Raw genomic sequence first — 26,602 nt, forward strand, 5'->3', positions numbered from 1 at the left:
CGCCCCTGCCGGGGTCAGCGGCCTTCCTCCGCCGCCTCGAAGAGCCGGTGCATCGCCAGGCGGAGTTCGGCGACGTCGCGGACGGGTTCGGGGAACTCGAAGCGCACGTCGAAGCCCCCGGACGTGCCGCAGTAGCGGATACGGAGTCCGTGCCTGTCCAGGGCCAGCGGGACGGCGCGACGGGCGCCCGGGCAGTGTGCCGTCTCCCCGTGCCCGAGCAGCGCGCGCAGCCGCTGCACCTGGTCGCCGTGGGCGGCGGCCAGGTGCTGGAGCAGTTCGGCCTCGTGCGGGGCGAGCGGGTCGGGCTCGGCCGCGGAGAAGTCCTCGGGCTCCACCTGCTCGGTGCCCCAGAGGTCTTCGACGTGTGCCTCCGCCACCTCCAGGCGGAGCATCATCCACCCGGGGCCGGTCGGGTCGGGGCCGCCGGGGACCCGAACGGTGAGCAGCCGGGCGCTGCCGGTGCGGTCGCCGCCGCGGACCGGGGTGAGCCAGCCGGCTACCTGGGCCCGTCCCCGGATGCGGTGCGGGACCGAGACGGGGGCGACGTCGGTGATCTCCATCACCGCGCGGACGTCGTCGTGCTGGGCGTATGCTGCGGTGCGAGCGGCCGGAGAGTTCGCCGGGACCAGCACGACCACGTCTCCGTCGGCGTTCACGGTTCTCGACTCCGGCACCCCGCAACCGGGCTCCCCGGGCCCGATTCCCGGAATTCCCAGGGTTGCGGATACGCTGGACTCCACGAGGGTGCGCACCCGCTCGGCAGCCGTGGGCTGTCGCGGGTCTTCTTCCATGGGACGCGGCTGACCCGTCCCGGCATCGTGATCGGTGCTGGGCAGGGGGATCCCAGGTCGAAACATGCGTTTCTCCTCCGCTAAGGTAAACCTAACCTAACCTACATGGAGGTTCGTTCCACGTGAACCAGTCGCGTCCCAAGGTCAAGAAGTCGCGTGCGCTCGGCATCGCGCTGACCCCGAAGGCCGTCAAGTACTTCGAGCAGCGCCCCTACCCGCCGGGTGAGCACGGCCGGGGCCGCAAGCAGAACAGTGACTACAAGGTCCGTCTGCTGGAGAAGCAGCGCCTGCGGGCGCAGTACGACATCAGCGAGAAGCAGATGGCCCGTGCCTACGACCGCGCTCGGAAGGTCGACGGCAAGACGGGCGAGGCCCTGATCATCGAGCTTGAGCGCCGTCTGGACGCGCTCGTCCTGCGGTCGGGAATCGCCCGCACGATCTACCAGGCCCGCCAGATGGTGGTCCACGGTCACATCGACGTCAACGGTCGGAAGGTCGACAAGCCGTCCTTCCGGGTGAGCCCGGACGACGTCGTCATGGTCCGCGAGCGCAGCCGCAGCAAGCACCCCTTCCAGGTGGCCCGCGAGGGTGGCTACGACACGGACGGCGAGACCCCGCGCTACCTGGAGGTCAACCTCCCGGCGCTGGCGTTCCGCCTGGACCGCGACCCGAACCGCAAAGAGGTTCCGGTCATCTGCGACGAGCAGCTCGTCGTCGAGTACTACGCCCGCTGATCCGGCCGGCCGCCCGTAGCGGCCGGACCGATCGAGCGAGTCAGTCCCCTGCCTCACCGCGCCGCACGGCCGGTGGGGCAGGGGTGTTTCCGGGGTGCCCGGTGGCCGCCTGGTCCGAACCGCACGGTGCCGGGTCGAGCCGGTCCGCCCCCTCCGGCAGCGCGGACGCCGCTTCCTCACGGGCGGCCGCCGCGGCCGACCGGCGGCTTCGGCCGGGCGGCACGGCGACGGCCCTGCGTACCGCCGCGTCGAGGTCCAGCCTCCCGCCCACCCGCAGCAGCCGCGCGTACTCCGACTCGCCGAGCGCGCTCCGCGCCAGTTCCGCGCACCGCAGGTGCGGGGCCGAGAAGTACCGGGAGCCGAACAGCTTCGGGCCGACCAGCGGCCAGACGGCCCCGGCCGCCCCCTGGAGCACCGCCGCCTCGGACGGCCGTCCGTCCGTCGCGGTGACCAGCGCCAGCAGCTCCAGCCCCAGCGCCAGCCCCAGCAGGTCGTGGAAGGCGTGGTTGATGACCAGGCACTCGGTGAGCAGGCCCCTGGCCCGGAGCACGTCCCCGCGGCTCAGGGCGGCGAAGCCCAGCACGTGCAGGGCGTAGGCCAGGGTCCAGCGCTCCCCGTGATCCCCGCAGATCGCCCTGACCTCCTCGCAGAGCGTCTCGGCACCCGCCAGGTCGCCCTTGTGCGCCAGCGCCATGGCCAGCTCCACCTGGCCCATCAGGACGTTGCTGTTGAGCTCCCCGACCGCGCGGTACTCCGCCAGGGCCCGGCGGAACATCCGCTCGGCGCGCGGCAGGTCGTCGGAGAGCAGCGCCAGGCATCCGATCCGGTGCCCGGCGTAGGCGGCGGCCAGGGCGTTGCCGGTCAGGTTCGCGCCCTCCCGGCACTCCCGGAGCGCGGCCACGGCGCCCGCCACATCACCCTGGAGCACCGAGGTGTAGCCGGTCACCCACAGTGCCTTCAACCGGGACTCCACATGGTCGCAGGGCTGGTCGAGCGCCCGCTCCAGCCAGTGGCGGCCCTCGGCGAGCTGGCCGCAGCCCACCCAGTAGAACCACAGGGTGCCCGCCAGGTGCTGCCCGAGGTGCGTGTCCACCGGGTCCTCCAGGCTGAACCCCAGTGCGGCGCGCAGCTGCGGCAGCTCCTCCTCCACCTTCTCCTTGACCTGCTCCTGCCGGGAACTGAACCAGTCCGACTCGCACCAGGTGGCCAGACCGACGTACCAGTCGCGGTGCCGCCGGCGCATCCGCCCGGTGTCGCCGAGCGCGTCGAGCCAGCCGCGGCCGTAGTCCCGGAGCGTGTCCAGCATCCGGTAGCGGACGCCCCGCGCCCCCTCCTCCCGGAGGAGCACCGACTGCCCGACGAGGGCGGCCAGCACGTCGAACAGCTCCTCCGCCGGAAGCTCGGAGCCGGAGCAGACGTACTCCGCCGCCTCCAGGTCGAAGTTGCCGGCGAACACCGAGAGCCGGGCCCACAGCAGGCGCTCCGGACCGGAGCACAGCTCGTGGCTCCAGCCGACGGCGGTGCGCAGCGCGCGGTGCCGGGACGGTGCCTGCCGCGGGCCGCCGACGAGCAGCCGGAACCGGTCGTCCGTCCGTTCCAGCAACTGGTCGACCGACAGCGCACGCAACTGCCCCGCCGCCAACTCCAGTGCCAGCGGGATGCCCTCCAGCCGGCGGCAGAGCCGCCGCACCTGCTCCCGGTTCTCCGGGCCGACCGTGAACGAGGGCACGACGGCGGCGGCGCGGGCCGCGAACAGCTCCGCCGCACCGTCCTCGTGGTCCGCGGCGACCCCGGCCGACGCCGGACCGGTCCCGCTGCCGGTGCGGACGGCGGTGCCGAGCGGTGCGAGAGGGACGGTGTGCTCTCCCGGTACGCCGAGCGGACGCCGGCCGGTGGCCAGCACCCGCAGCTCCGGTGCCGCCCTGAGCAGGTCGTGGACCAGTTCCGCGGCCTCCTCCACGAGGTGCTCGAAACCGTCCAGGACCAGTAGCGTGCGCCGCCCGGCTAACCGCTCGCGCAGCACGGCGCGGACCGGGCGTCCGCCCGCGTCGGGGAGCCCCACCGCCTCGGCCGCGGCGAGGTCGAGCACGCCGTCGGCAGTGAGGAGCCCCGCCTCCACCAGCCGCACTCCGTCCGGGAAGCGCGCACGGACGCGCCGGGCGGTGTGCCGGGCCAGCCGGCTCTTGCCGATCCCCGCGGCGCCGGTGACGGTCACCAGCCGGGCGCCGGTCAGGCAGCGGTCCAGCGCCTCCAGTTCGGCGCCGCGTCCTACGAACGTGTCGAGTTCCGCGGGGAGGTTGTCCGGGCGGTCCGGTCGGGGAAGGGCGTCGTGGCGCCTGCGCTCTCGCATGGGACACGGAGCGTACTGACCGGTGCGCGCACCGTACAACCGTCCGTGCGCCACCGTCCTCCGCGCCGGTGGTGCACGGGGCCGGTCGCCTTCGCCGGACGCGCAGACGGCCCCGCCCCGGCAATCCGTTACGGGACAGCACCGGTGGCGCGATAAGGTCGTTGTCCGTCGGCGCACCGGGAGCGGCGCGTTTCCGGGAACCGGCGCGGCGGCCGGGGATGCCGAGCGGCGTTCCGGGTACTGCCCGAGTGAGTACTTCCCAAGACCAACCGATGTGACGGAAGCGGTGCGCTGTGTCCGGTGGAGAGGTGGCCGGCCTCCTGGTGGCCGTCTTCTGGGCGATCCTGGTGTCCTTCCTCGCCGTGGTGCTGGTGAGACTGGCCCAGACGCTCAGGGCCGCCACCGATCTGGTGGCGGGAGTGACCGAGAAGGCCGTACCCCTGTTGGGCGAGGCCTCGGCGACGGTGCGTTCCGCGCAGAGCCAGCTGGAACGGGTCGACGCCATCGCGTCGGACGTCCAGGAGGTCGCCTCGAACGCCTCGGCGCTCTCGTCCACCGTCTCCACCGCGTTCGGCGGCCCCCTCGTCAAGGTCGCGGCCTTCGGGTACGGGGTGCGCCGGGCACTGGGCCGCCGGTCCACGCCGCCGACCCCCCGCCGCACCGTCGTGCTCGGCCGCTCTGTGCCGCGGGCCCGCCGCGGCGGGCGGCGCGACCGCGGAAAGGACTGATGCCGCAATGTTCCGTCGAGTCTTCTGGTTCGGAGCGGGCGCCGCCACCGGCGTCTGGGCCACCCACAAGGTCAACCGCAAGCTCCGCGCGCTCACCCCGGAGTCCCTGGCCGCCCGCGCGGCGGACCGGGCCGTCGACACCGGGCACCGACTGCGCGAACTCGCCGGCGAGGTCCGCTCCGCGATGGCGCAGCGGGAGGACGAACTCCAGGACGCGCTGGGTCTGCACGCCCACCCGGACGACGCCGCACCCGCCGCGCTGCGCCCGGGCGGCACCGGCCCGGCGGCCTTCCCCGCCGGGCCGCAGCAGCACCGCCGGGCCGAACTCGGCCCGCACCACCGAACGACCGGAAACGAGGACCACTGATGGAGTCGGCTGAAATCCGCCGCCGCTGGCTGAGCTTCTTCGAGGAGCGTGGGCACACCGTCGTGCCGTCGGCGTCGCTGATCGCGGACGACCCGACGCTGCTGCTGGTCCCGGCCGGCATGGTCCCGTTCAAGCCGTACTTCCTCGGCGAGGTCAAGCCTCCCTACGCCCGCGCCACCAGCGTGCAGAAGTGCGTCCGCACCCCGGACATCGAGGAGGTCGGCAAGACCACCCGGCACGGGACCTTCTTCCAGATGTGCGGCAACTTCTCCTTCGGCGACTACTTCAAGCAGGGCGCCATCGAGCTGGCCTGGGAGCTGCTGACCTCCTCCGTGGCGGCCGGCGGCTACGGCCTCGACCCCGAGCGCCTGTGGATCACCGTCTACGAGCAGGACGAGGAGGCCGAGCGGATCTGGCGCGACGTGGTCGGCGTGCCCGCCGAGCGGATCCAGCGTCTCGGCATGGCCGACAACTACTGGTCGATGGGCGTCCCGGGCCCCTGCGGCCCCTGCTCGGAGGTCAACTACGACCGCGGCCCGGAGTTCGGGCCCGAGGGCGGTCCTGCCGTCAACGACGAGCGGTACGTGGAGATCTGGAACCTGGTCTTCATGCAGTACGAGCGCGGCGAGGGCACGGGCAAGGACAGCTTCCCGATCCTCGGCGACCTGCCGAGCCAGAACATCGACACCGGCCTCGGCCTGGAACGCCTCGCGATGATCCTCCAGGGCGTCCGGAACATGTACGAGACCGACACCCTGCGCGTCGTGATGGACCGGGCCACCCGGCTCACCGGCGTCCACTACGGCGCCACCGAGGACACCGACGTCTCGCTCCGGGTGGTCGCCGACCACCTGCGCACCTCGGTGATGCTCATCGGTGACGGCGTCACTCCCGGCAACGAGGGCCGTGGCTACGTCCTGCGCCGCATCATGCGCCGGGCCATCCGGAACATGCGGCTGCTCGGCGCCACCGAGCCCGTGGTGGGCGAGCTGGTCGACGTGGTGCTCACGACCATGGGCCGGCAGTACCCCGAGCTGCTCACCGACCGCACCCGCATCGAGACGGTCGCGCTGGCAGAGGAGCTGGCCTTCCTGAAGACGCTGCGGGCCGGGACGAACATCCTGGACTCCGCCGTCAGCGAGACCAAGTCCGCCGGCGGCACGGTCCTCTCCGGGGGCCAGGCCTTCCTGCTCCACGACACCTGGGGCTTCCCGATCGACCTCACCCTGGAGATGGCCGCCGAACAGGGCCTCCGGGTGGACGAGGACGGCTTCCGGCGCCTGATGCGCGAGCAGCGCGACCGGGCCAAGGCCGACGCCCGCGCCAAGAAGACCGGCCACGCCGACCTGTCGGCCTACCGCCAGGTCGCGGACACCGCCGGCACGACCGAGTTCACCGGCTACGCGCACACCGAGGGCGAGGCCTCGATCGTCGGACTCCTCGTCGGCGGAGTCAGCTCGCCCGCCGCCCAGGAGGGCGACGAGGTCGAGGTGGTGCTCGACCGCACGCCGTTCTACGCCGAGGGCGGCGGCCAGCTCGCCGACACCGGCCGCATCAGGCTGGACAGCGGAGCCGCTATCGAGGTCCGGGACGTCCAGCAGCCGGTCGCCGGTGTGACCGTGCACAAGGGCGTCGTCCAGGTGGGTGAGGTGACCGTCGGGGCCGGGGCGCACTCCACCATCGACGTCGACCGCCGCCGTGCCATCGCCCGCGCGCACAGCGCCACGCACCTGACGCACCAGGCACTGCGGGATGCCCTGGGCCCCACCGCCGCGCAGGCCGGCTCGGAGAACTCGCCGGGCCGGTTCCGGTTCGACTTCGGCTCCCCGGCCGCGGTGCCCGGAAGCGTGCTCGGCGACGTCGAGCAGAAGATCAACGAGGTCCTCGGCCGGGAGCTGGACGTGCAGGCCGAGGTCATGAGCATGGAGGACGCCCGCAAGCAGGGAGCCATCGCCGAGTTCGGCGAGAAGTACGGCGACCGGGTCCGCGTCGTGACGATCGGCGACTTCTCCAAGGAGCTCTGCGGCGGCACCCACGTGCACAACACCGCGCAGCTCGGCCTGGTGAAGCTGCTCGGAGAGTCCTCCATCGGCTCCGGGGTCCGTCGGGTGGAGGCCCTGGTCGGCACCGATGCGTACAACTTCCTGGCCAAGGAGCACACCGTCGTCGCCCAGCTGACCGAACTGGTCAAGGGGCGGCCGGAGGAGCTGCCGGAGAAGGTGTCCGGCATGCTGGCGAAGCTCAAGGAGGCCGAGAAGGAGATCGAGCGCTTCCGTGCGGAGAAGGTGCTCCAGGCCGCCGGAGGTCTGGCCCGGGAGGCCAAGGACGTCCGCGGTGTCGCGCTGGCCGCCGCCCGGGTGCCGGACGGCACCGCGGCCGACGACCTGCGCACGCTCGTCCTGGACGTGCGCAGCCGGGTCCCCGGGGACCGCCCCGCGGTGGTGGCGCTGTTCAGCGTGGTCAAGGAGCGCCCGCTCACCGTGATCGCCACCAACGAGGCCGCCAGGGAACGCGGCCTCAGGGCGGGCGACCTGGTCAGGGCCGCGGCGAAGACGCTGGGCGGCGGCGGAGGCGGCAAGCCGGACGTGGCCCAGGGCGGCGGCCAGGACCCGGCCGCCGTCGAGGACGCCCTGGCCGCCGTCGAACGACTGGTGGCGGAGAGCGCCGCATGATGCGCCGCGGACGCCGCCTCGCGGTCGACGTCGGGGACGCCCGGATCGGGGTCGCGAGCAGCGACCCCGACGGGCTCCTCGCCACTCCGGTGGAGACCGTCCCCGGCCGCGACCTTCCCGCCGCGCGCCGTCGGCTGACCGCACTCGTCGCCGCATACGAGCCGCTGGAGGTGGTCGTCGGCCTGCCCCGCTCGCTCAACGGGCGGGAGGGGCCGGCTGCGGCGAAGGTGCGCACCTTCGCCGCCCGGCTGGCTGCGGCGGTCGCGCCGGTCCCGGTGCGCCTGGTGGACGAGCGGATGAGTACGGTGACCGCGGCGCAGTCGATGCGTGCCTCCGGCGTGAACGCCAGGAAGGGTCGGGCACGTATTGACCAGGCGGCGGCGGTGGTGATCCTGCAGAGCGCCCTGGAGACCGAACGGGTGTCCGGCGCGCCGCCGGGGCAGTGTGTCGAAGTGGTTGTCTGATCGCAGTGCGGTAACGTTCCGCGCGACGCGAGAACGTTTCGAACGCCGTACGACAAGGGGCAGCGCGTCCGGGCGCGGCATAGGGGATCGATGAGCGAGTATGGCCGGGGCCGAGGCTCCCAACCGTGGTATCCCGAGGACCCGCTGTACGGCGACCAGGGGTGGAACGAGCGGCAGCAGGCCGGTCGGGACCCGCAGGACGGCAGCCAGCAGCAGTACTACCCGCAGGACGGCTCGGCGCAGCAGCAGTACTCCCCGCAGGCGCAGCACGACCCCTACCAGCAGGGCGGGCAGCAGCCGTACGCGCCGCAGGGCGCCGGGGCGTACCAGCAGCCGCAGCAGCCGTACTACCCGCAGGACGCCCAGCAGTACCAGCATCCGGGGCCGCAGGACCCTCAGCAGCAGTACGGGCCCCAGGGGCACGACCCGCAGCATCCGCAGCAGTACGACCCCCGGCACCCGCAGGGGTACGACCCGCAGCAGCACCCCCACCCGCAGCAGTACGAGCAGCACTACCCGCAGCAGGGCGGCTACGGGCAGCCGGGCTGGGACGGTGGCCCGACCGGCGTCGGGGACCCCTACGGCGAGCAACTGCCCCCGGACTCCTATGCGGCGCCGCAGGGAACGCAGGGCCGGGACGACCCCTACGGCACGCCGGACGCCTACCCGCCGCCGCGCCGCGAGCAGCGCCGGCCGCAGGAGCGCGAACCGGAACCCGACCCCGAGTGGGACCCGGGACCGGACCAGGGGGAGCACGCGTTCTTCAGCGGTGCGGACGAGGACGACTGGACAGGCCGGTCCGACGACCGGGACGTCTCCGGTGACGACGGACGCGACGGCGGGCGCCGCGGCGGCCGCAAGCCCCGCAAGGGTGGCGGCAAGCGGAAGAACGGGCTGGCCTGCCTGCTCGTCGCCACCGTGCTGGTGGGCGGCGGCGGCGGTGTCCTCTACCTCGGCTACGACTACTTCGCCGCCCGCTTCGCGGACGCCCCGGACTTCGCGGGGGAGGGCAGCGGTGAGATCCAGGTGGAGATCCCGCAGAACTCCTCGGTCTCCGACATGGGCAACATCTTGAAGAAGGCGGGGGTGGTCAAGAGCCACGACGCCTTCGTCCAGGCGTCGCAGGAGGACGGGAACAGCGCCCAGACCATCCAGGCGGGCAGCTACAACCTCCGTGAGGAGATGTCCGCGCAGGCCGCGATCGCGATGATGCTCGATCCGCAGAGCCAGGCGGGCCTGATCGTCCCCGAGGGGCTGCGGGCCTCCGCCGTCTACGCGCTGATCGACGAGGAGACCGGCTCCGAGGAGGGCACCACCGAGGCGGCGGCCGACTCCGCCGACCTGCCGCTGCCCGACTGGGCGGGGGAGGGCGGCATCGAGGGTTTCCTGTTCCCGTCGAAGTACAGCGTCACCGAGGACTCCGACCCCGCGGAGGTGCTCAGGAAGATGGTGGAGCGGGCCAACGAGGAGTTCGCGAAGGTGGACATGGAGGCGGAGGCGGCCAAGATCGACCGCACCCCCTACGAGGTGCTCACCATCGCCTCGCTCATCCAGGCGGAGGCCCAGGAGGACAGCGAGTTCGGCAAGGTCTCGCAGGTGGTTTACAACCGCCTGGACGCCGGTGCGAACAGCCCGACGAACGGCAAGCTCGGGTTCGACTCCACCGTCAACTACGCGCTCGGCCGCTCGACACTGGACGTCTCGGTGGGCGACACGAAGATCGACTCGCCCTACAACACGTACCAGAACCGCGGTCTGCCGCCCGGCCCGATCGACAACCCGGGCCACCAGGCCATCGAGGCCGCGCTGAACCCGACCGAGGGCGACTGGCTGTACTTCGTCACCGTCAAACCCGGTGACACCCGGTTCAGTTCGAACATCGAGGAGCACAACCGGCACGTGCAGGACTTCAACGCCGAGCAGCGCAAGAAGCGCGAGGAGGGCGAGTGACCACCGGGGCCCGACGGGCGGCGGTGCTCGGTTCCCCCGTCACGCACTCCCTCTCGCCGGTGCTGCACGGTGCCGCCCACCGGGAACTCGGACTGGACAACTGGAGCTACGAGCGCTTCGAACTGGACGAGAGCGGCCTCTCCGCCTTCCTCTCCGGTCTGGACGCGAGCTGGGCCGGCCTCTCGTTGACCATGCCGCTCAAACGCGCCGTCGTCCCGCTGCTGGACGAGGTGTGGCCGACCGCCGTGTCGGTGGGGGCGGTGAACACCGTGCTGCGTACCCCCGAAGGTCGGCTGACCGGAGACAACACCGACGTCCCCGGCCTTGTCGCCGCCCTGGCCGAGCGCGGCGTCGAGCGGGCCGGCCCGGCCACGGTGCTCGGCGCCGGCGCCACCGCCGCGTCGGTGCTCGCCGCGCTCGCCCGGCTGGGCGCCGGACCGGTGACCGCCTGCGTACGCAGCTCTCGGCGCGCGGAGGAGATGCGCGGCTGGGGCGGCAGCCTCGGCGTCGAGGTGGAGACCGTCGACTGGTCCCGGGCCGCCGCGGCCCTGGAGGCCCCGCTGGTCGTCGCCACTACCCCGGCCGGTGCGACCGACGCGCTGGCGGCAGGGGTGCCCGAGCGCCCCGGTGTGCTCTTCGACGTCCTGTACGACCCGTGGCCGACGCCCCTGGCCGCGGCCTGGGCGCGGCGCGGGGGCGAGGTGCTGGGAGGTCTCGACCTGCTCGTGCACCAGGCCGTGCTGCAGGTCGAGCTGATGACGGGTCGGTCACCGGCGCCGCTGGCGGCGATGCGCGCCGCGGGCGAGGCCGCCCTGCGCGAGCGCACCGGCCCGGCGGCCCGCCGGAACTGACCCGTCCGCGCTGTCCCGGCCCCGGCCGTCCGCGTCCCGGTCCGCCTGCTGGACCGTGGTCCGGGCCCCGGCTGCGAACGTGGCAGGATCGGGAGGGCTAACAGATCGCGCCCGAACAGAAGGAGCACCGTTGAGCAGGTTGCGCTGGCTGACGGCGGGGGAGTCGCACGGACCGGCCCTCGTGGCGACGCTCGAGGGGCTGCCCGCCGGCGTGCCGATCACCACCGGGGCGGTCGCCGACGCGCTGGCCCGTAGGCGGCTGGGCTACGGCCGCGGTGCCCGGATGAAGTTCGAACGCGACGAGGTCACCTTCCTCGGCGGTGTCCGCCACGGACTCACCCTCGGCTCACCCGTCGCGATCATGGTCGGCAACACCGAGTGGCCCAAGTGGGAGCAGGTGATGTCCGCCGACCCGGTGGACCCGGCGGAGCTCGCCGAACTGGCCCGCAACGCGCCGCTGACCCGGCCGCGCCCCGGCCACGCCGATCTCGCGGGCATGCAGAAGTACGGCTTCGACGAGGCCCGCCCGGTGCTGGAGCGCGCCTCGGCCAGGGAGACCGCCGCACGGGTGGCCCTGGGCACCGTGGCGCGCTCGTACCTCAGGGAGACGGCCGGCATCGAGCTGGTCTCGCACGTGGTGGAGCTGGGCCGGGCGCAGGCGCCGTACGGCGCGGTACCCGTTCCCGGCGACGTGGAGCGCCTGGACGCCGACCCGGTCCGCTGCCTGGACCCCGATGCGAGCCGGGCCATGGTGGCCGAGATCGACCAGGCGCACTCCGACGGGGACACCCTGGGCGGTGTGGTCGAGGTGGCCGCGCACGGCGTCCCCGTGGGGCTGGGCTCGCACGTGCACTGGGACCGCCGGCTGGACGCCCGGCTCGCCGCGGCCCTGATGGGCATCCAGGCGATCAAGGGCGTCGAGGTGGGCGACGGCTTCGACCTCGCCCGGGTGCCCGGCTCGCAGGCGCACGACGAGATCGTCGGCACCGAAGAGGGCCTGCGCCGCAGCTCGGGCCGCTCCGGCGGCACCGAGGGAGGCCTCAGCACTGGCGAACTGCTGCGAGTGCGGGCCGCGATGAAGCCCATCGCCACCGTCCCCCGGGCGCTGGCCACCGTGGACGTCGCCACCGGCGAGGCGACCAGGGCGCACCACCAGCGCTCGGACGTCTGCGCGGTGCCGGCGGCCGGCATCGTGGCCGAGGCGATGGTGGCCCTGGTCCTCGCCGACGCCGTCGCGGAGAAGTTCGGCGGCGACAGCGTGCCGGAGACCCGCCGCAACGTTCGCGGCTACCTCGACAACCTGGCCGTCCGGTGACCGGCCCGGTGCTCGTCCTCGTCGGCCCGATGGGGGTAGGCAAGACGACCGTGGGCACCCTGCTCGCCGAGCGCCTGGGCCTGCCCTTCCGCGACACCGACGACGACGTCGTGCGCGCCGCGGGCAAGCCCGTCGCCGACATCTTCCTCGACGACGGCGAGGAGCGCTTCAGGGAACTGGAGCGCTCCGCCGTGCGCACCGCGCTGGCGGAGCACGACGGCGTGCTCGCACTGGGCGGCGGCGCTGTTCTGGCGGACGAGAACAGGGCCCTGCTCGCCGGCCGGCCCGTCGCCCTGCTGGAGATGGACGTGGCCGAGGCGGTCCGCCGCGTCGGCCTCGACGCCCCCCGGCCGCTGCTGCTCGTCAACCCGCGCCAGCAGTGGCGCCGGCTGATGGAGGACAGGCGTCCCCTCTACACCGAGGTCGCCCGGGCCGTGGTCGGCACCGCGAACCGCACCCCCGAAGAGGTCGCCGACGGCGTCCTCGACGCTCTGGAGCTGAAGGAATGACAGGCCCTGTGACCGACGCCGACACCGGACCAGCCCCGACCCCCGAAGCACCCGTCCGGATCACGGTGGGCGGCAGCGCGGGCACCGATCCGTACGACGTCCTCATCGGCCACCGGCTGCTGGGCGAGCTGCCGGCGCTGATCGGCCCCGCCCAGCGGGTGGCGGTCCTGCACCCGGAGGCGCTCGCCGAGACCGGCGAGGTGCTCCGCGAGGATCTCGCCGCCCAGGGCTACGAGGCGATCGCCGTGCAGTTGCCCAACGCCGAGGAGTCCAAGACGGCCGAGGTGGCCGCGTACTGCTGGAAGGCGCTCGGGCAGACCGGCTTCACCCGCAGCGACGTCGTCGTCGGCGTCGGCGGCGGCGCCACGACCGATGTGGCCGGCTTCGTCGCCGCCAGTTGGCTGCGCGGGGTCCGCTGGGTGGCCGTGCCCACCACCGTGCTCGGCATGGTGGACGCCGCTGTCGGCGGCAAGACCGGCATCAACACCGCCGAGGGCAAGAACCTCGTCGGCGCCTTCCACCCGCCTGCCGGCGTGCTGTGCGACCTGGCCGCGCTGGAGTCGCTCCCGGTCCACGACTACGTCAGCGGCCTCGCCGAGATCATCAAGGCCGGCTTCCTCGCCGATCCGGCGATCCTGGAGCTGATCGAGGGCGACCCGCAGGCCGCGCGCACGCCCGCCGGGCCGCACACCGCCGAGCTGATCGAGCGGTCGGTCCGGGTCAAGGCCGAGGTCGTGGCGGGCGACCTCAGGGAGGCCGGCCGCCGGGAGATCCTCAACTACGGGCACACCCTGGCCCACGCGATCGAGAAGAACGAGCGCTACGAGTGGCGGCACGGCGCCGCCGTCGCGGTGGGCATGGTCTTCGCGGCCGAGCTGGGCCGGATCGCCGGCCGGCTGGACGACGCCACCGCGGACCGGCACCGCGCCGTCCTGGAGTCCGTCGGCCTCCCGGTCACCTACCGGGGCGACCAGTGGCCGAAGCTGCTGGACACCATGAAGGTCGACAAGAAGACCCGCGGCGACCGGCTGCGGTTCATCGTGCTCGACGGGCTGGCCCGTCCCGTCGTCCTGGAGGGCCCCGACCCGGCGATGCTGCTCGCCGCGCACGCGGAGATCGCGGCGTGAGCGGCCCCCCGCCACGCCGGGTCCTCGTCCTCAACGGCCCGAACCTGGGGCGGCTGGGGTCCCGGGAGCCGGACGTGTACGGCAGCACCTCCTACACGGGCCTGGTGGAGAGCTGCACCGCGCTCGGCGAGCGGCTGGGCTTCGCGGTGGAGGTGCGCGAGACCAACGACGAGGGCGAGCTGATCCGCTGGCTGCACGAGGCGGCCGACGGCTCGCTCCCGGTGGTACTCAATCCCGGCGCCTTCACGCACTACTCGTACGGGATGCGGGACGCGGCGGCGCAGCGCACCGCGCCGCTGATCGAGGTGCACCTCTCCAACCCGTACGCCCGCGAGGAGTTCCGGCACCGCTCGGTGGTCGCCGCGGTGGCCAGCGGGACGGTTGCGGGCTTCGGCATCGGCTCCTACCGGCTCGCGCTGCGCGCGCTCGCCGAGGAGCTGGACGGCTGAGGAGACGGCCGGCGGACGGGCGGGCGGGAAAGTCCCGCCCGCCGGGCACCCGCGGGCCCGCCGGTCCGTTCACACCACGGCGGCCCGGGACGATACGGTTCGGGCGACGACTGCGACGGGCATCGGGACACTGCCCTCAGGAACGGAGTGGGGACCGGATGCAGCACTACGGGTCGCAGCACCCGCACCCTCCGGGGCGCCCTCCGCATCCCACCCGTCCGCCCGCCTCGGGGCCGTCGGTCCCGCAGCCCGCCGCGCCTCCGCAGCCGGCCGCCCCCGCGCCCCCGCCCGGCCCCGCGCCGTCGCGTCCCGCCCCGCCGCATCCCGCGCCGACAGGCGCACCGCAGCAGCCGTGGCCCGCCGGGCCGCCGCCGGCCGCCCGCACCCCGGGCCCGCCCGCGGAGGCCACCGGCCACGTGCGGCTGCCGCCCGGCGGGCCGGTGGAGATCCCCGCCGCGGTGGCGGACCCGGCCGCGGTGGACGCCGCGCACGCGGCCGTGGCGGTGCTGCTCATCGGGCCCGCCGGCGCCGGGAAGACGACGGTGGCGCGTCACTGGGCGGACCGTCGCCCGGTCTCCACCGCGCACATCAGCCTCGACGACGTGCGGGAATGGGTACGGGCCGGTTTCGCCGACCCGCAGACCGGTTGGAACGAGCACTCCGAGGCGCAGTACCGGCTGGCCCGGCGGACCTGCGGCTTCGCCGCCCGCAACTTCCTGGCCAACCGGATCTCCTGCATCCTGGATGACGCCGTCTTCCCGGACCGCCCGGTGATCGGACTCGGCGGCTGGAAGCGGCACGTCGGCCCCGGGCTGATACCGGTCGTGCTGCTTCCCGGCCTGGAGGTCGTGCTGGAGCGCAACGCGCAGCGCAGTGGCAACCGCCGGCTGAGCGATGAGGAGGTCGCCCGAATCCACGGCCGGATGGCCGGCTGGTACGGCTCCGGGCTGCCGATCCTCGACAATTCGCGGCAGGACGTGGACACCACTGCCCGCATGCTGGACGAGATCGTCGCCCGCAGCCTGGCCAGCCCGCCCACCTGGTGACCGCGCGGCCCGGCGTCGCCGTACCGCGCCCGTTCGCCGGGCCGTGTCCGCCCGTCCGGGTGGTCCGTCCGGCCGCGTCCGACAGGCGCCCCCGCGGGTGCGCTCGTACGCTCGGGACATGCCCGAGGTGCACACAGCCCGCCGGAACCGCCTCCGTGACCGCTGCGCCGCGACCGACAGCGCGGTGGCGGCGCTGGTCTCCGGCGCCGCCAACCTCCGCTACCTGACCGGTCGCGAACTGCCCCGCGCGGCCCTGCTGCTCGGCGCCGACGGCCGGGACACCCTGCTCGGCCCGCCCGGGGGCCCGTCGGCTCCCGGACCGGGGCCGGTGGACCCGGACGACGAGCTGCGGGTCCGCGAGCTGCCGGACCGCGGGGACCCGGCCGCCGCCGCGGCCGAACTCGCGCTGCGGACGGGCGCCCGGCGGCTGGCGGTGGAGGAGCACCACCTGACCGTGGCCCGGCACCGGGAGCTGGCCGCCGCCGCGCCCGCCCTCCGCCTGACCGACCTGGGCGGCGTCGTGGAGCAGCAGCGGCTGGTGAAGGACCGGCAGGAGCTCTCCGCGCTGCGGATCGCCGCCGAGATCACCGACCAGGCGCTCGGCGAGTTGCTGGAGTCGATTCTGGTGGGCCGTACCGAGCGCCACCTCGCGCTGGAGCTGGAGCGTCGACTCATCGACCACGGCGCCGACGGCGCCGCGTTCCCCACCTCCGTGGCGACCGGCCGCCACTCCGGTCTCGGCACCCACAGTCCGACCGACCGACGGGTGGAGGAGGGCGACTTCCTCACCGTGCGGCTCGGCGCCCGCTACCGCGGATACCGCTGCCAGATCGGCCGGACCTTCGTCATCGGGTCCCCACCGGCCGACTGGCAGGTCGAGCTGTACGACCTGGTGTTCGCAGCTCAGCGGGCCGGCCGGGAGGCTCTGGCGCCGGGGGCGGAGTGCCGTGCGGTGGACCGCGCCGCCCGCTCGGTACTGACCGCTGCCGGGTACGGGGAGGCGCTCGGCGGGCGCACCGGCCACGGCGTGGGGCTCGAAATCGGTGAGGACCCTCGGCTGTGCCCGGCGGCCATGAGTAAACTGGACGCTTGTGTGCCGGTCACCGTCGAGCCGGGGGTTCACCTCCCGGGTAGGGGCGGGGTCCGGATCGATGACACACTCGTCGTCCGCCCGCGAGCAGACGGCGGGCCGGAGCTACTCACCATCACGACCAAGGAGCTGCTCGCTCTCTAGCCCGGAACAGGGGCACGGGCGGGCCGGTTCCCTGGTTTTCCGAAGCAGCGTCTCAGGAGATTCCGCGACCGTGGCCACCACGAACGACCTCAAGAACGGCATGGTGCTCAAGCTCGAAGGGGGCCAGCTCTGGTCCGTTGTCGAGTTCCAGCATGTCAAGCCCGGCAAGGGCCCCGCCTTCGTGCGCACCAAGCTGAAGAACGTGCTGTCCGGCAAGACCGTCGACAAGACGTTCAACGCCGGCACGAAGGTCGAGACCGCGACCGTCGACCGACGCAGCATGCAGTTCTCCTACATGGACGGCGAGCACTTCGTCTTCATGGACATGGACACCTTCGACCAGATCCACGTCACCCGCGAGGTGGTCGGCGACGCCGCCAACTACCTGATCGAGAACTTCGAGGCGACGGTGGCGATGTACGAGGGCAACCCGCTCTCGGTCGAGATGCCGGCCGCCGTCGAGCTCGTCATCGAGCACACCGAGCCGGGCGTCCAGGGCGACCGCTCCACGGGCGGCTCCAAGCCGGCCAAGCTGGAGACCGGTTACGAGATCGGGGTGCCGCTGTTCATCACGAGTGGTGAGAAGATCAAGGTCGACACCCGCACCGGCGAGTACCTCGGCCGGGTGAACAGCTAACCGTGGCTGCTCGGAGCAAGGCCCGCAAGCGCGCCTTCCAGATCATCTTCGAAGCCGACCAGCGGGGCAGCACCGTCACCGAGGTGCTCGCCGACTGGCTGCGGCACGCGCGCAGCGACCAGCGCCAGCCGCCGGTCACCGAGTACACCATGCAGTTGGTCGAGGGCTACGCGCACCACATCGACCGGATCGACGAACTGCTGGGCACCCACACGGTGGACTGGCCGCTCGACCGGATGCCGGTGGTCGACCTCGCCATCCTGCGGCTCGGTGCCTACGAGCTCATCTGGGAGGACGAGACCCCCGACGCGGTGGTCATCGACGAGTGCGTGTCGCTGGCGCGGGAGTTCTCCACCGACGACTCGCCGGGGTTCATCAACGGGCTGCTGGGCCGGCTCAAGGAGCTCAAGCCCAGCCTCGGCCGCTGACCGCGCCGGCGCCGCCCGGCGGGCGCGAGCCGAACGGCGAACGGGCCCGGAACGCTTCTGCGTTCCGGGCCCGTTCGCCGTTCGGCCGGTCATCAGCACGGAACCGGCCGGGAGTTCACATTGCGCGAGTCAGACGTCGTCGTGTGCGACGGCCCGGCGGGCGTCCGCGTCCAGCACGCCCCAGCTGATGAGCTGCTCGGTGAGGACCGAGGGGGACTGGTCGTAGATCACCGCGAGGGTGCGCAGGTCGTCCTGGCGGATGGACAGGACCTTGCCGTTGTAGTCGCCGCGCTGACTCTGGATGGTGGCGGCGTAGCGCTGCAGCGGGCCGGCCTTGTCGGCCGGCACGTGGGCCAGCCGCTCCAGGTCGAGCACCAGCTTCGGCGGCGGCTCGGCGGCGCCGCCCGGCGTGGTCCCGGGCAGCAGCTCCTGCACCGGGACTCCGTAGAAGTCCGCCAGTTCGGCGAGACGCTGTACGGTCACCGCGCGGTCGCCGCGCTCGTAGCTGCCTACCACGACCGCCTTCCAGCGGCCCTGGGACTTCTCCTCGACGCCGTGGAGGGAAAGGCCCTGCTGGGTGCGGATGGCGCGGAGCTTGGCCCCGAGCTGCTTGGCGTATTCGCTGGACATATGGCTCCCCGGATGAGGTTTTCGTAACTCACTGTGAGGTTACGCAGCGTAATGTCTGCCGTCAAGCTGAGGGGACCACTTCGGGCGCCGACCAGCGACGATGTGCTCGGCCGCGAGGCGGTGCGTGCCCCCTGCTAGAGTGGGCACGCACTTTCCGGCGTCCTTTAAGACCCGTCCCGTGAGGCGGGGAAGGAGCTCCGTCACGTATGAACATCAACGGCACCACCCCGGCACGTCCCGTGCTGGAGGCACCGGACATCGCCCGCGTCCTCACCCGCATCGCCCACGAGGTCGTCGAGCGCGCCAAGGGCGCCGAGGACGTGGTGCTGCTGGGCATCCCCACCCGCGGCGTGCACCTCGCCCGCCGCCTGGGGGCCAAGCTGGAGGACATCACCGGTCGCCCGACACCGGTCGGCTCGCTCGACATCACGATGTACCGCGACGACCTGCGCCTCGGCCCGGCCCGCACCCTTGCGCGGACGGACATCCCCGGCGACGGCGTCGACGGCCGGCTGGTCGTCCTGGTGGACGACGTGCTCTTCTCCGGCCGCACCATCCGCGCGGCCCTGGACGCCCTGGGCGACATCGGCCGCCCCCGAGCGGTGCAGCTCGCGGTCCTGGTCGACCGCGGCCACCGGGAACTGCCGATCCGTGCCGACTACGTGGGCAAGAACCTGCCCACCTCGCACAGCGAGACGGTCAAGGTCCGGCTCTCCGAGGAGGACGGCCGCGACGACGTGCTGCTCGGCCGGCGCGACAGCCTCCCGGCCGCCGACCACCTCCCGGCCGGCGAGCAGTAGCTCCCCGCCCGACCCGCCGCGCCCGCACGCCGGGCCGTGCCGCGGCCTGCCCGCGCGCCCCGGCCTTTTCAGCCCACGGAGCCTGAACAGATGAAGCGCCACCTCATCTCGGCCGCCGACCTCACCCGCGACGACGCCGTCCTGATCCTCGACACCGCAGAGGAACTCGCCCGGCTCGCGGACCGGCCGATCAAGAAACTGCCCACCCTGCGCGGCCGCACCGTCGTGAACCTCTTCTTCGAGGACTCCACCCGCACCCGGATCTCCTTCGAGGCGGCCGGCAAGCGGCTCTCCGCGGACGTCATCAACTTCTCCGCCAAGGGCTCCTCGGTGTCCAAGGGCGAGTCGCTCAAGGACACCGCCCTCACCCTGGAGGCGATGGGCGCGGACGCCGTCGTCATCCGCCACCACGACTCGGGTGCCCCGCACCGGCTCGCCACCTCCGGGTGGATCGGCGGCTCGGTCGTCAATGCCGGGGACGGCACCCACGAGCACCCCACCCAGGCGCTGCTCGACGCCTTCACCCTGCGCCGCCGCTTCGGCGGCGCCGTCGGCGGCGACCTCGACGGCCGGCACGTCACCGTCGTCGGCGACATCCTGCACAGCCGCGTCGCCCGGTCCAACGTCCTGCTGCTCAGCACCCTGGGCGCCCGGGTCACCGTCGTCGCCCCGCCCACCCTGGTGCCGGTGGGTATCGAGAGCTGGCCCTGCGAGGTCTCCTACGAGCTGGACCCGGTGCTCCCGAAGTCCGACGCGGTGATGATGCTCCGCGTCCAGCGGGAGCGGATGAACGCGGCCTTCTTCCCCACCGAGCGCGAGTACGCCCGCCGCTACGGCCTGGACGGGCGCCGGATGGCCCGGATGCCGGAGCACGCGCTCGTCATGCACCCGGGCCCGATGAACCGCGGCATGGAGATCACCGCCGACGTGGCCGACTCCCCGCGCTGCACGGCGGTGGAGCAGGTCACCAACGGCGTCAGCATCCGGATGGCCGTCCTCTACCTGCTGCTCGGCGGCTCGGAGCCGGCCGTCAGCGATCCCGCGGCCCTCGCCGAGCCGCACCCGGCAGTCCCGTCCCGGAACGCCGGCACCGTCACCGAGGAGAGCGACCAGACATGAGCAGGACCCTGATCCGCGGCGCGAGCATCATGGGCGGCGAGACCGCCGACGTACTGATCGACGGCGAGCGGGTGGCCGAGGTCGGGCCCGCGCTGGAAGCCCCCGCGGGAGCCGGCGACCGTACTGTCGAGGCGGGCGGCCTCGTCCTCCTCCCCGGACTGGTGGACCTGCACACCCATCTGCGCGAGCCCGGACGGGAGGACTCCGAGACCGTCCTCACCGGGACGAGGGCCGCCGCCGCCGGCGGCTTCACGGCCGTGCACGCCATGGCCAACACCTTCCCCGTCGCCGACACGGCCGGTGTGGTCGAGCAGGTCTGGCGGCTCGGCACCGAGTCCGGCTACTGCGACGTCCAGCCGATCGGCGCCGTCACCGTCGGGCTCGCGGGACGCCAGCTGGCCGAACTCGGCGCGATGCACGAGTCCGCCGCCGGAGTGCGGATCTTCTCCGACGACGGCAAGTGCGTGGACGACGCCGTCATCATGCGGCGCGCCCTGGAGTACGTGAAGGCCTTCGACGGGATCGTCGCCCAGCACGCCCAGGAGCCGCGGCTGACCGAGGGCGCCCAGATGAACGAGGGCATCGTCTCCGCCGAGCTGGGCCTGGGCGGCTGGCCCGCCGTCGCCGAGGAGTCGATCATCGCCCGCGACGTGCTGCTCGCCGCACACGTCGGCTCCCGGGTGCACATCTGCCACCTGTCCACCGCCGGCTCGGTGGAGCTCGTGCGCTGGGCCAAGTCCAAGGGCTGGAACGTCACTGCCGAGGTCACCCCGCACCACCTGCTGCTGACCGACGAACTGGTCCGCTCCTACGACCCCGTCTACAAGGTGAACCCGCCGCTGCGCACCGAGGCCGACGTGCTGGCCCTGCGGGAGGCGCTGGCCGACGGGACCATCGACTGCGTGGCCACCGACCACGCCCCGCACCCGCACGAGGACAAGGACTGCGAGTGGGGCGCCGCCGCCATGGGCATGGTCGGGCTGGAGACGGCCCTGTCCGTCGTCCAGCACACCATGGTCGACACCGGGCTGCTGGGCTGGGCCGAGGTCGCCGACCGGATGTCCTTCCGGCCCGCGGCGATCAGCCGGCTCGCCGGGCACGGACGTCCCGTCTCGGCAGGTGAGCCCGCGAACCTCACGCTGGCCGATCCCGCCTACCGTGGACAAGTGGACCCCGCGGGCTTCGCCTCCCGCAGCAGCAACACCCCCTACCGGGGGCGCGAGCTGCCGGGCCGGGTGATGCACACCTTCCTGCGGGGCCGGGCAACGGTTGTGGACGGGAAGCTGGCGTGAATCCTTCGATACTGACCCTCCTCGCGGACGGCGCGGCCGAGCCCAGGTCGCAGGAGGTGACGGACTGGGCCGCCCGCATCGGCTGGGTGGTCGGTCTGCTGCTCCTCGTGGCGCTGCTGTACTGGCTGATGCGCGAGGGCTGGAAGTGGCGAGGCACCCTCCAGGGCGACCTGCCCGCACCGGCCCCCGCCCCGGACGAGGCCGACGGGCCGGAGCCGCGCCTCGCCCTGGACGGGCGCTACCACGGCTCCACCGTCGCCGGGCAGTGGCTCGACCGGATCGTGGCGTACGGACTGGGCACCCGCAGCCGGGTCCGGCTCACGCTCGACGACGGCGGCCTGACCGTGCGGCGACCGGGAGCCGCGGACTTCCGGATCCCCGCCGCGGACCTGCGCGGCGCGCGCCTGGACACCGGTATCGCCGGCAAGGTGACCACGGCCGGCGGCCTGCTGGTCGTCACCTGGCAGCTCGGCGGGCGCCGGCTGGACTCCGGTTTCCGCTCCGACACCTCCGCCGAGCACGCCGCCTGGGTGGCGGCCGTGGACGCACTCTCCGGCGGCCCCGCAGAAGCGGCCGCCGACCAGCACGACGCTCACGATCAGGAAGGCGCACGATGACGACCGCCGCCCGGGGAGCCGGCAGTGCTCCCGCCGTACTTGTCCTGGAGGACGGCCGCACGTTCCGCGGCCGCGCCTACGGTGCGGTGGGGGAGACCTTCGGGGAGGCGGTCTTCTCCACCGGGATGACCGGCTACCAGGAGACCCTCACCGACCCCTCGTACCACCGCCAGGTGGTCGTGATGACCGCCCCGCACATCGGCAACACCGGAGTGAACGACGAGGACCCGGAGTCGCACCGGATCTGGGTCGCCGGCTACGTCGTCCGCGACCCGGCCCGCAGGCCATCGAACTGGCGCTCGGTGCGCACCCTGGACGAGGAGCTGGACGCCCAGGGCGTCGTCGGCATCAGCGGGGTCGACACCCGTGCCCTGACCCGCCACCTGCGCGAGCGCGGGGCGATGCGGGTGGGCATCTTCTCCGGCGACGCGCTCGCCGAGGAGCCCGCCCTGCTGGCCCGGGTGCAGGGCGCGCCGCAGATGAAGGGCGCCGACCTGTGCGGCGAGGTCGCCACGACCGAGCCCTACACCGTCCCGGCCGTCGGCGAGAAGCGGTTCACCGTCGCCGCCGTCGACCTCGGGATCAAGGGCATGACCCCGCGCCGGATGGCCGAACGCGGGATAGAGGTGCGGGTGCTTCCCGCGACCGCCTCCTTCGAGGACATCGCCGCGGCGGACCCGGACGGCGTCTTCTTCTCCAACGGGCCCGGCGACCCCGCCGCCGCCGAGCACCCGGTGGAGCTGATGCGCCGGGTGCTGGAGCGCGGCATCCCGCTGTTCGGGATCTGCTTCGGCAACCAGATCCTCGGCCGGGCGCTGGACCTGGGCACCTTCAAGCTCAAGTACGGCCACCGCGGTATCAACCAGCCGGTACAGGACCGGACGACCGGCAAGGTCGAGGTCACCGCGCACAACCACGGCTTCGCCGTGGACGCCCCCACCGACCGGGTCTTCGACACCCCCTACGGCCGGGCCGAGGTCAGCCACGTCTGCCTCAACGACGGTGTGGTGGAGGGGCTCCACCTGCTCGACCGGCCCGCGTTCAGCGTCCAGTACCACCCCGAGGCAGCCGCGGGGCCGCACGACGCGGCCTACCTGTTCGACCGCTTCGTTTCCCTGATGGAGGGCCAGCGTGCCTAAGCGCACCGATATCCAGTCCGTCCTGGTCATCGGCTCCGGCCCGATCGTGATCGGCCAGGCCGCCGAGTTCGACTACTCCGGTACCCAGGCCTGCCGCGTCCTCAGGGCCGAGGGGCTGCGCGTGATCCTGGTGAACTCCAACCCGGCGACGATCATGACCGACCCGGAGATCGCCGACGCGACCTACGTCGAGCCGATCACCCCGGAGTACGTCGAGAAGATCATCGCCAAGGAGCGCCCGGACGCCCTGCTGCCCACCCTGGGCGGTCAGACCGCGCTCAACACGGCGATCTCGCTGCACGACTCCGGCACGCTCGCCGAGTACGGCGTCGAGCTGATCGGCGCGAACGTCGAGGCCATCAACAAGGGCGAGGACCGCGACCTCTTCAAGGACGTCGTGACCGCGGTGAAGGCCGCGACCGGGCACGGCGAGTCCGCCCGCTCGGTCATCTGCCACTCCATGGGGGAGGTGCTGGCCGGGGTCGAGGGCCTCGGCGGCTTCCCGGTGGTCGTCCGCCCCTCCTTCACCATGGGCGGCGCCGGCTCCGGGTTCGCCCACGACGAGGAGGAACTGCGCCGGATCGCCGGCCAGGGGTTGACCCTCTCGCCGACCACCGAGGTGCTCCTGGAGGAGTCGATCCTCGGCTGGAAGGAGTACGAGCTGGAGCTGATGCGCGACCGCAACGACAACGTCGTGGTGGTCTGCTCCATCGAGAACTTCGACCCGATGGGCGTGCACACCGGCGACTCGATCACCGTCGCCCCGGCCATGACGCTCACCGACCGCGAGTACCAGACCCTGCGCGACATCGGCATCGCCGTGATCCGCGAGGTCGGCGTGGACACCGGCGGCTGCAACATCCAGTTCGCGGTGAATCCCGAGGACGGCCGGATCATCGTCATCGAGATGAACCCGCGGGTCTCGCGCTCCTCCGCGCTGGCCTCCAAGGCCACCGGGTTCCCGATCGCGAAGATCGCGGCGAAGCTCGCCGTCGGCTACACGCTCGACGAGATCCCCAACGACATCACCGAGAAGACCCCGGCCTCCTTCGAGCCGACCCTCGACTACGTGGTGGTGAAGGCGCCGCGCTTCGCCTTCGAGAAGTTCCCCGCCGCCGACTCCACCCTCACCACCACCATGAAGTCGGTGGGCGAGGCGATGGCCATCGGCCGCAACTTCACCGAGGCGCTGCAGAAGGCCCTGCGCTCGCTGGAGCGCACCGGCAGCCAGTTCGACTTCACCGGCCCGCCCGGCGGCCCGGAGGAGAAGCGGGAACTGCTCGCCCTGGCCGCCCGTCCCACCGACGGCCGGATCAACAGCGTCATGGGCGCGATCCGGGCCGGAGCGACACCCGAGGAGGTCTTCGCGGCCACGAACATCGACCCCTGGTTCGTCGACCAGCTCTTCCTCCTGGACGAGGTGGCCCGCGAACTGGCCGCCGCCGAGCGGCTCGACCCGCACCTGCTCGCCGAGGCCAAGCGGCACGGCTTCTCCGACGCGCAGATCGCCGGCATCCGCGGACTGCGCGAGGACGTGGTGCGCGAGGTGCGGCACGCCCTGGGCGTGCGTCCGGTCTACAAGACGGTCGACACCTGCGCCGCGGAGTTCGCCGCCCGGACCCCGTACTTCTACTCCTCCTACGACGAGGAGACCGAGGTGGCGCCCCGGGAGAAGCCCGCGGTGATCATTCTCGGCTCCGGGCCCAACCGCATCGGCCAGGGCATCGAGTTCGACTACTCCTGCGTCCACGCCTCCTTCGCCCTCTCCGAGGCCGGCTACGAGACCGTCATGGTCAACTGCAACCCGGAGACCGTCTCCACCGACTACGACACCTCCGACCGGCTCTACTTCGAGCCGCTCACCCTGGAGGACGTCCTGGAGATCGTCCACGCGGAGACGCAGGCCGGGCCGGTCGCCGGGGTCGTCGTCCAGCTCGGCGGCCAGACCCCGCTGGGGCTGGCGCAGGCGCTCAAGGACAACGGCGTGCCCGTCGTCGGCACCTCCCCGGAGGCGATCCACTCGGCGGAGGACCGCGGCTCGTTCGGCCGGGTCCTCACCGAGGCCGGACTGCCCGCGCCCAAGTACGGCACCGCGTACTCCTTCGACGAGGCCAAGGCCATCGCCGCCGGCATCGGCTACCCGGTCATGGTCCGGCCGTCCTACGTGCTCGGCGGCCGCGGCATGGAGATCGTCTACGACGAGCCCTCGCTGGGCGAGTACCTGCACCGGCACGCGGGCCTCGTCTCCGAGCACCCGGTGCTGATCGACCGCTTCCTCGACGACGCCATCGAGATCGACGTCGACGCGCTCTACGACGGCACCGAGCTCTACCTCGGCGGCGTCATGGAGCACATCGAGGAGGCCGGCATCCACTCCGGCGACTCGGCCTGCGCCCTGCCGCCGATCACCCTCGGCGGCTTCGACGTCAAGCGGCTGCGCGCCTCCACCGAGGCGATCGCCCGGGGCGTCGGGGTGCGCGGGCTCATCAACATCCAGTTCGCCCTCGCGGGGGACATCCTCTACGTCCTGGAGGCCAACCCGCGCGCCTCGCGCACGGTGCCCTTCACCTCCAAGGCCACGGCGGTCCCGCTGGCCAAGGCCGCGGCCCGGATCTCGCTCGGCGCCACCGTCGCGGAACTGCGCGGCGAGGGCATGCTGCCGGCCACCGGGGACGGCGGCACCCTGCCGCTGGACGCCCCGATCTCCGTCAAGGAGGCCGTGCTGCCCTGGTCCCGGTTCCGGGACGTGCAGGGTCGCGGGGTGGACACCGTGCTCGGTCCCGAGATGCGCTCCACGGGCGAGGTCATGGGCATCGACACCGTCTTCGGCAGCGCCTACGCCAAGTCGCAGGCCGGTGCCTACGGCGCCCTGCCCACCAAGGGCCGCGCCTTCGTCTCGGTGGCCAACCGGGACAAGCGCTCGATGATCTTCCCGGCCAGGGAACTGCTCGCCCTCGGTTTCGAGCTCGTCGCCACCTCCGGCACCGCGGAGATCCTCAAGCGCAACGGCATCCACGCCACCGTCGTCCGCAAGCACAGCGAGGGTGAGGGCCCGAACGGCGAGCCGACGGTCGTCCAGCTCATCCACGCGGGCGGGATCGACCTGATCGTCAACACCCCCTACGGCACCGGAGGCCGCCTCGACGGCTACGACATCCGCACCGCGGCCGTCGCCCGCGGGGTGCCCTGCCTCACCACCGTGCAGGCGCTGGCCGCCGCCGTTCAGGGCATCGAGGCCCTGACACGCGGCGAGGTCGGCGTGCGTTCCCTCCAGGAGCACGCCGCCCGGCTGGACTCCGCACGGACCGGGAGCAGCACCGGCGCCGGGTGAGGCGTCCAGGAGGGGTGCCCCG

Annotated in this window: 24 protein-coding genes; 21 read left to right on the plus strand and 3 right to left on the minus strand. The window is 73.0% G+C overall.

The genetic code is table 11. The features are described from left to right. Positions 1–14: 14 nt before the first annotated feature. A complete protein-coding gene (locus H300_RS0122790; RefSeq protein WP_486584014.1) occupies positions 15–791 on the minus strand; it encodes a DUF2470 domain-containing protein in 777 nt (258 codons plus the stop codon). 122 nt (positions 792–913) lie between these two features. On the opposite strand from H300_RS0122790, the gene rpsD reads away from it, so the two are divergent. Then, complete coding sequence (gene rpsD, locus H300_RS0122795; protein ID WP_028429220.1) at positions 914–1,525, plus strand: 30S ribosomal protein S4; 612 nt, start codon at positions 914–916, stop codon at positions 1,523–1,525. A 40-nt stretch (positions 1,526–1,565) separates the two neighbouring features. On the opposite strand, the gene H300_RS28800 is transcribed toward rpsD, so the two are convergent. After that, the gene (locus H300_RS28800) at positions 1,566–3,875 is read right to left on the minus strand and encodes an AAA family ATPase (protein WP_051270298.1); all 2,310 of its coding nucleotides are present in this window, start codon (positions 3,873–3,875) and stop codon (positions 1,566–1,568) included. Positions 3,876–4,168: 293 nt separating this feature from the next. Between H300_RS28800 and H300_RS0122805 the strand changes: the two genes are divergently transcribed. The 14 genes from H300_RS0122805 to nusB all read left to right on the plus strand — a co-directional run bounded on the left by H300_RS0122805 (position 4,169) and on the right by nusB (position 17,652). Beyond that, the gene (locus H300_RS0122805; protein ID WP_028429221.1) at positions 4,169–4,603 is read left to right on the plus strand and encodes a DUF948 domain-containing protein; all 435 of its coding nucleotides are present in this window, start codon (positions 4,169–4,171) and stop codon (positions 4,601–4,603) included. A 7-nt stretch (positions 4,604–4,610) separates the two neighbouring features. Continuing rightward, on the plus strand, positions 4,611–4,970 hold the full coding sequence (locus tag H300_RS0122810; protein ID WP_028429222.1) for a DUF6167 family protein: 360 nt from the start codon (positions 4,611–4,613) through the stop codon (positions 4,968–4,970). Further along, on the plus strand, positions 4,970–7,642 hold the full coding sequence (alaS, locus tag H300_RS0122815; protein WP_028429223.1) for an alanine--tRNA ligase: 2,673 nt from the start codon (positions 4,970–4,972) through the stop codon (positions 7,640–7,642). The genes H300_RS0122810 and alaS overlap by 1 nt, the downstream gene beginning before the upstream one ends. After that, positions 7,642–8,106, plus strand: coding sequence for a Holliday junction resolvase RuvX (gene ruvX, locus H300_RS0122820; protein ID WP_028429224.1), 465 nt, complete (start codon positions 7,642–7,644; stop codon positions 8,104–8,106). The genes alaS and ruvX overlap by 1 nt, the downstream gene beginning before the upstream one ends. Positions 8,107–8,196: 90 nt before the next feature. Continuing rightward, entirely contained in the window at positions 8,197–10,056 is a 1,860-nt protein-coding gene (mltG, locus tag H300_RS0122825) for an endolytic transglycosylase MltG (RefSeq protein WP_028429225.1), read from the plus strand. Then, positions 10,053–10,907, plus strand: a complete 855-nt coding sequence (locus tag H300_RS28805; RefSeq protein ID WP_037981594.1) for a shikimate dehydrogenase — start codon at positions 10,053–10,055, stop codon at positions 10,905–10,907. Before mltG ends, H300_RS28805 begins: the two co-directional genes overlap by 4 nt. 130 nt (positions 10,908–11,037) lie before the next feature. Further along, positions 11,038–12,222, plus strand: a complete 1,185-nt coding sequence (aroC, locus tag H300_RS0122835) for a chorismate synthase (protein ID WP_028429226.1) — start codon at positions 11,038–11,040, stop codon at positions 12,220–12,222. Then, positions 12,219–12,731 (plus strand): shikimate kinase, encoded by a 513-nt coding sequence (locus tag H300_RS0122840; protein WP_028429227.1) that lies wholly within the window; start codon positions 12,219–12,221, stop codon positions 12,729–12,731. The genes aroC and H300_RS0122840 overlap by 4 nt, the downstream gene beginning before the upstream one ends. Then, positions 12,728–13,858 carry a 3-dehydroquinate synthase gene (gene aroB, locus H300_RS0122845; RefSeq protein WP_051270299.1) on the plus strand — a complete coding sequence of 377 codons (1,131 nt, stop codon included), beginning with the start codon at positions 12,728–12,730 and terminating at the stop codon, positions 13,856–13,858. Before H300_RS0122840 ends, aroB begins: the two co-directional genes overlap by 4 nt. Beyond that, a complete protein-coding gene (aroQ, locus tag H300_RS0122850) occupies positions 13,855–14,307 on the plus strand; it encodes a type II 3-dehydroquinate dehydratase (RefSeq protein WP_028429229.1) in 453 nt (150 codons plus the stop codon). Before aroB ends, aroQ begins: the two co-directional genes overlap by 4 nt. A gap of 158 nt (positions 14,308–14,465) precedes the next feature. After that, positions 14,466–15,353 carry an AAA family ATPase gene (locus tag H300_RS0122855; protein ID WP_028429230.1) on the plus strand — a complete coding sequence of 296 codons (888 nt, stop codon included), beginning with the start codon at positions 14,466–14,468 and terminating at the stop codon, positions 15,351–15,353. A gap of 118 nt (positions 15,354–15,471) precedes the next feature. Further along, positions 15,472–16,587, plus strand: coding sequence for a M24 family metallopeptidase (locus H300_RS0122860; protein ID WP_028429231.1), 1,116 nt, complete (start codon positions 15,472–15,474; stop codon positions 16,585–16,587). Between the two features lie 70 nt (positions 16,588–16,657). After that, complete coding sequence (gene efp, locus H300_RS0122865; RefSeq protein ID WP_028429232.1) at positions 16,658–17,224, plus strand: elongation factor P; 567 nt, start codon at positions 16,658–16,660, stop codon at positions 17,222–17,224. Positions 17,225–17,226: 2 nt separating this feature from the next. Further along, on the plus strand, positions 17,227–17,652 hold the full coding sequence (gene nusB, locus H300_RS0122870; RefSeq protein ID WP_028429233.1) for a transcription antitermination factor NusB: 426 nt from the start codon (positions 17,227–17,229) through the stop codon (positions 17,650–17,652). Between the two features lie 129 nt (positions 17,653–17,781). Here nusB and bldD read toward each other — a convergent pair whose 3' ends face one another. After that, on the minus strand, positions 17,782–18,282 hold the full coding sequence (gene bldD, locus H300_RS0122875) for a transcriptional regulator BldD (protein ID WP_028429234.1): 501 nt from the start codon (positions 18,280–18,282) through the stop codon (positions 17,782–17,784). Between the two features lie 206 nt (positions 18,283–18,488). On the opposite strand from bldD, the gene pyrR reads away from it, so the two are divergent. The 6 genes from pyrR to carB all read left to right on the plus strand — a co-directional run bounded on the left by pyrR (position 18,489) and on the right by carB (position 26,580). Next, on the plus strand, positions 18,489–19,082 hold the full coding sequence (gene pyrR, locus H300_RS0122880; protein WP_028429235.1) for a bifunctional pyr operon transcriptional regulator/uracil phosphoribosyltransferase PyrR: 594 nt from the start codon (positions 18,489–18,491) through the stop codon (positions 19,080–19,082). Between the two features lie 90 nt (positions 19,083–19,172). Next, entirely contained in the window at positions 19,173–20,201 is a 1,029-nt protein-coding gene (locus H300_RS28810; protein WP_051270300.1) for an aspartate carbamoyltransferase catalytic subunit, read from the plus strand. Beyond that, a complete protein-coding gene (locus H300_RS0122890; RefSeq protein ID WP_028429236.1) occupies positions 20,198–21,493 on the plus strand; it encodes a dihydroorotase in 1,296 nt (431 codons plus the stop codon). The genes H300_RS28810 and H300_RS0122890 overlap by 4 nt, the downstream gene beginning before the upstream one ends. Further along, positions 21,490–22,110 (plus strand): PH-like domain-containing protein, encoded by a 621-nt coding sequence (locus tag H300_RS0122895; RefSeq protein WP_037981600.1) that lies wholly within the window; start codon positions 21,490–21,492, stop codon positions 22,108–22,110. The genes H300_RS0122890 and H300_RS0122895 overlap by 4 nt, the downstream gene beginning before the upstream one ends. Next, positions 22,107–23,249 carry a glutamine-hydrolyzing carbamoyl-phosphate synthase small subunit gene (gene carA, locus H300_RS0122900; protein WP_028429238.1) on the plus strand — a complete coding sequence of 381 codons (1,143 nt, stop codon included), beginning with the start codon at positions 22,107–22,109 and terminating at the stop codon, positions 23,247–23,249. Before H300_RS0122895 ends, carA begins: the two co-directional genes overlap by 4 nt. Beyond that, positions 23,242–26,580: a carbamoyl-phosphate synthase large subunit gene (gene carB / locus H300_RS0122905; protein ID WP_028429239.1), complete on the plus strand. Its 3,339-nt coding sequence runs from the start codon at positions 23,242–23,244 to the stop codon at positions 26,578–26,580. The genes carA and carB overlap by 8 nt, the downstream gene beginning before the upstream one ends. The last annotated feature ends 22 nt before the right edge of the window (positions 26,581–26,602 follow it).

The sequence above is a fragment of the Streptomyces sp. TAA040 genome (assembly GCF_000424845.1).

What these genes read in the sequence shown, in the direction of transcription:
- H300_RS0122790 (WP_486584014.1), bottom strand. Translation starts at nt 791, where the DNA reads ATGGAAGAAGACCCGCGACAGCCCACGGCTGCCGAGCGGGTGCGCACC.
- H300_RS28800 (WP_051270298.1), bottom strand. Translation starts at nt 3,875, where the DNA reads ATGCGAGAGCGCAGGCGCCACGACGCCCTTCCCCGACCGGACCGCCCG.
- H300_RS0122810 (WP_028429222.1), top strand. Translation starts at nt 4,611, where the DNA reads ATGTTCCGTCGAGTCTTCTGGTTCGGAGCGGGCGCCGCCACCGGCGTC.
- alaS (WP_028429223.1), top strand. Translation starts at nt 4,970, where the DNA reads ATGGAGTCGGCTGAAATCCGCCGCCGCTGGCTGAGCTTCTTCGAGGAG.
- ruvX (WP_028429224.1), top strand. Translation starts at nt 7,642, where the DNA reads ATGCGCCGCGGACGCCGCCTCGCGGTCGACGTCGGGGACGCCCGGATC.
- mltG (WP_028429225.1), top strand. Translation starts at nt 8,197, where the DNA reads ATGAGCGAGTATGGCCGGGGCCGAGGCTCCCAACCGTGGTATCCCGAG.
- aroB (WP_051270299.1), top strand. Translation starts at nt 12,728, where the DNA reads ATGACAGGCCCTGTGACCGACGCCGACACCGGACCAGCCCCGACCCCC.
- H300_RS0122855 (WP_028429230.1), top strand. Translation starts at nt 14,466, where the DNA reads ATGCAGCACTACGGGTCGCAGCACCCGCACCCTCCGGGGCGCCCTCCG.
- H300_RS0122860 (WP_028429231.1), top strand. Translation starts at nt 15,472, where the DNA reads ATGCCCGAGGTGCACACAGCCCGCCGGAACCGCCTCCGTGACCGCTGC.
- bldD (WP_028429234.1), bottom strand. Translation starts at nt 18,282, where the DNA reads ATGTCCAGCGAATACGCCAAGCAGCTCGGGGCCAAGCTCCGCGCCATC.
- pyrR (WP_028429235.1), top strand. Translation starts at nt 18,489, where the DNA reads ATGAACATCAACGGCACCACCCCGGCACGTCCCGTGCTGGAGGCACCG.
- H300_RS28810 (WP_051270300.1), top strand. Translation starts at nt 19,173, where the DNA reads ATGAAGCGCCACCTCATCTCGGCCGCCGACCTCACCCGCGACGACGCC.
- H300_RS0122890 (WP_028429236.1), top strand. Translation starts at nt 20,198, where the DNA reads ATGAGCAGGACCCTGATCCGCGGCGCGAGCATCATGGGCGGCGAGACC.
- carA (WP_028429238.1), top strand. Translation starts at nt 22,107, where the DNA reads ATGACGACCGCCGCCCGGGGAGCCGGCAGTGCTCCCGCCGTACTTGTC.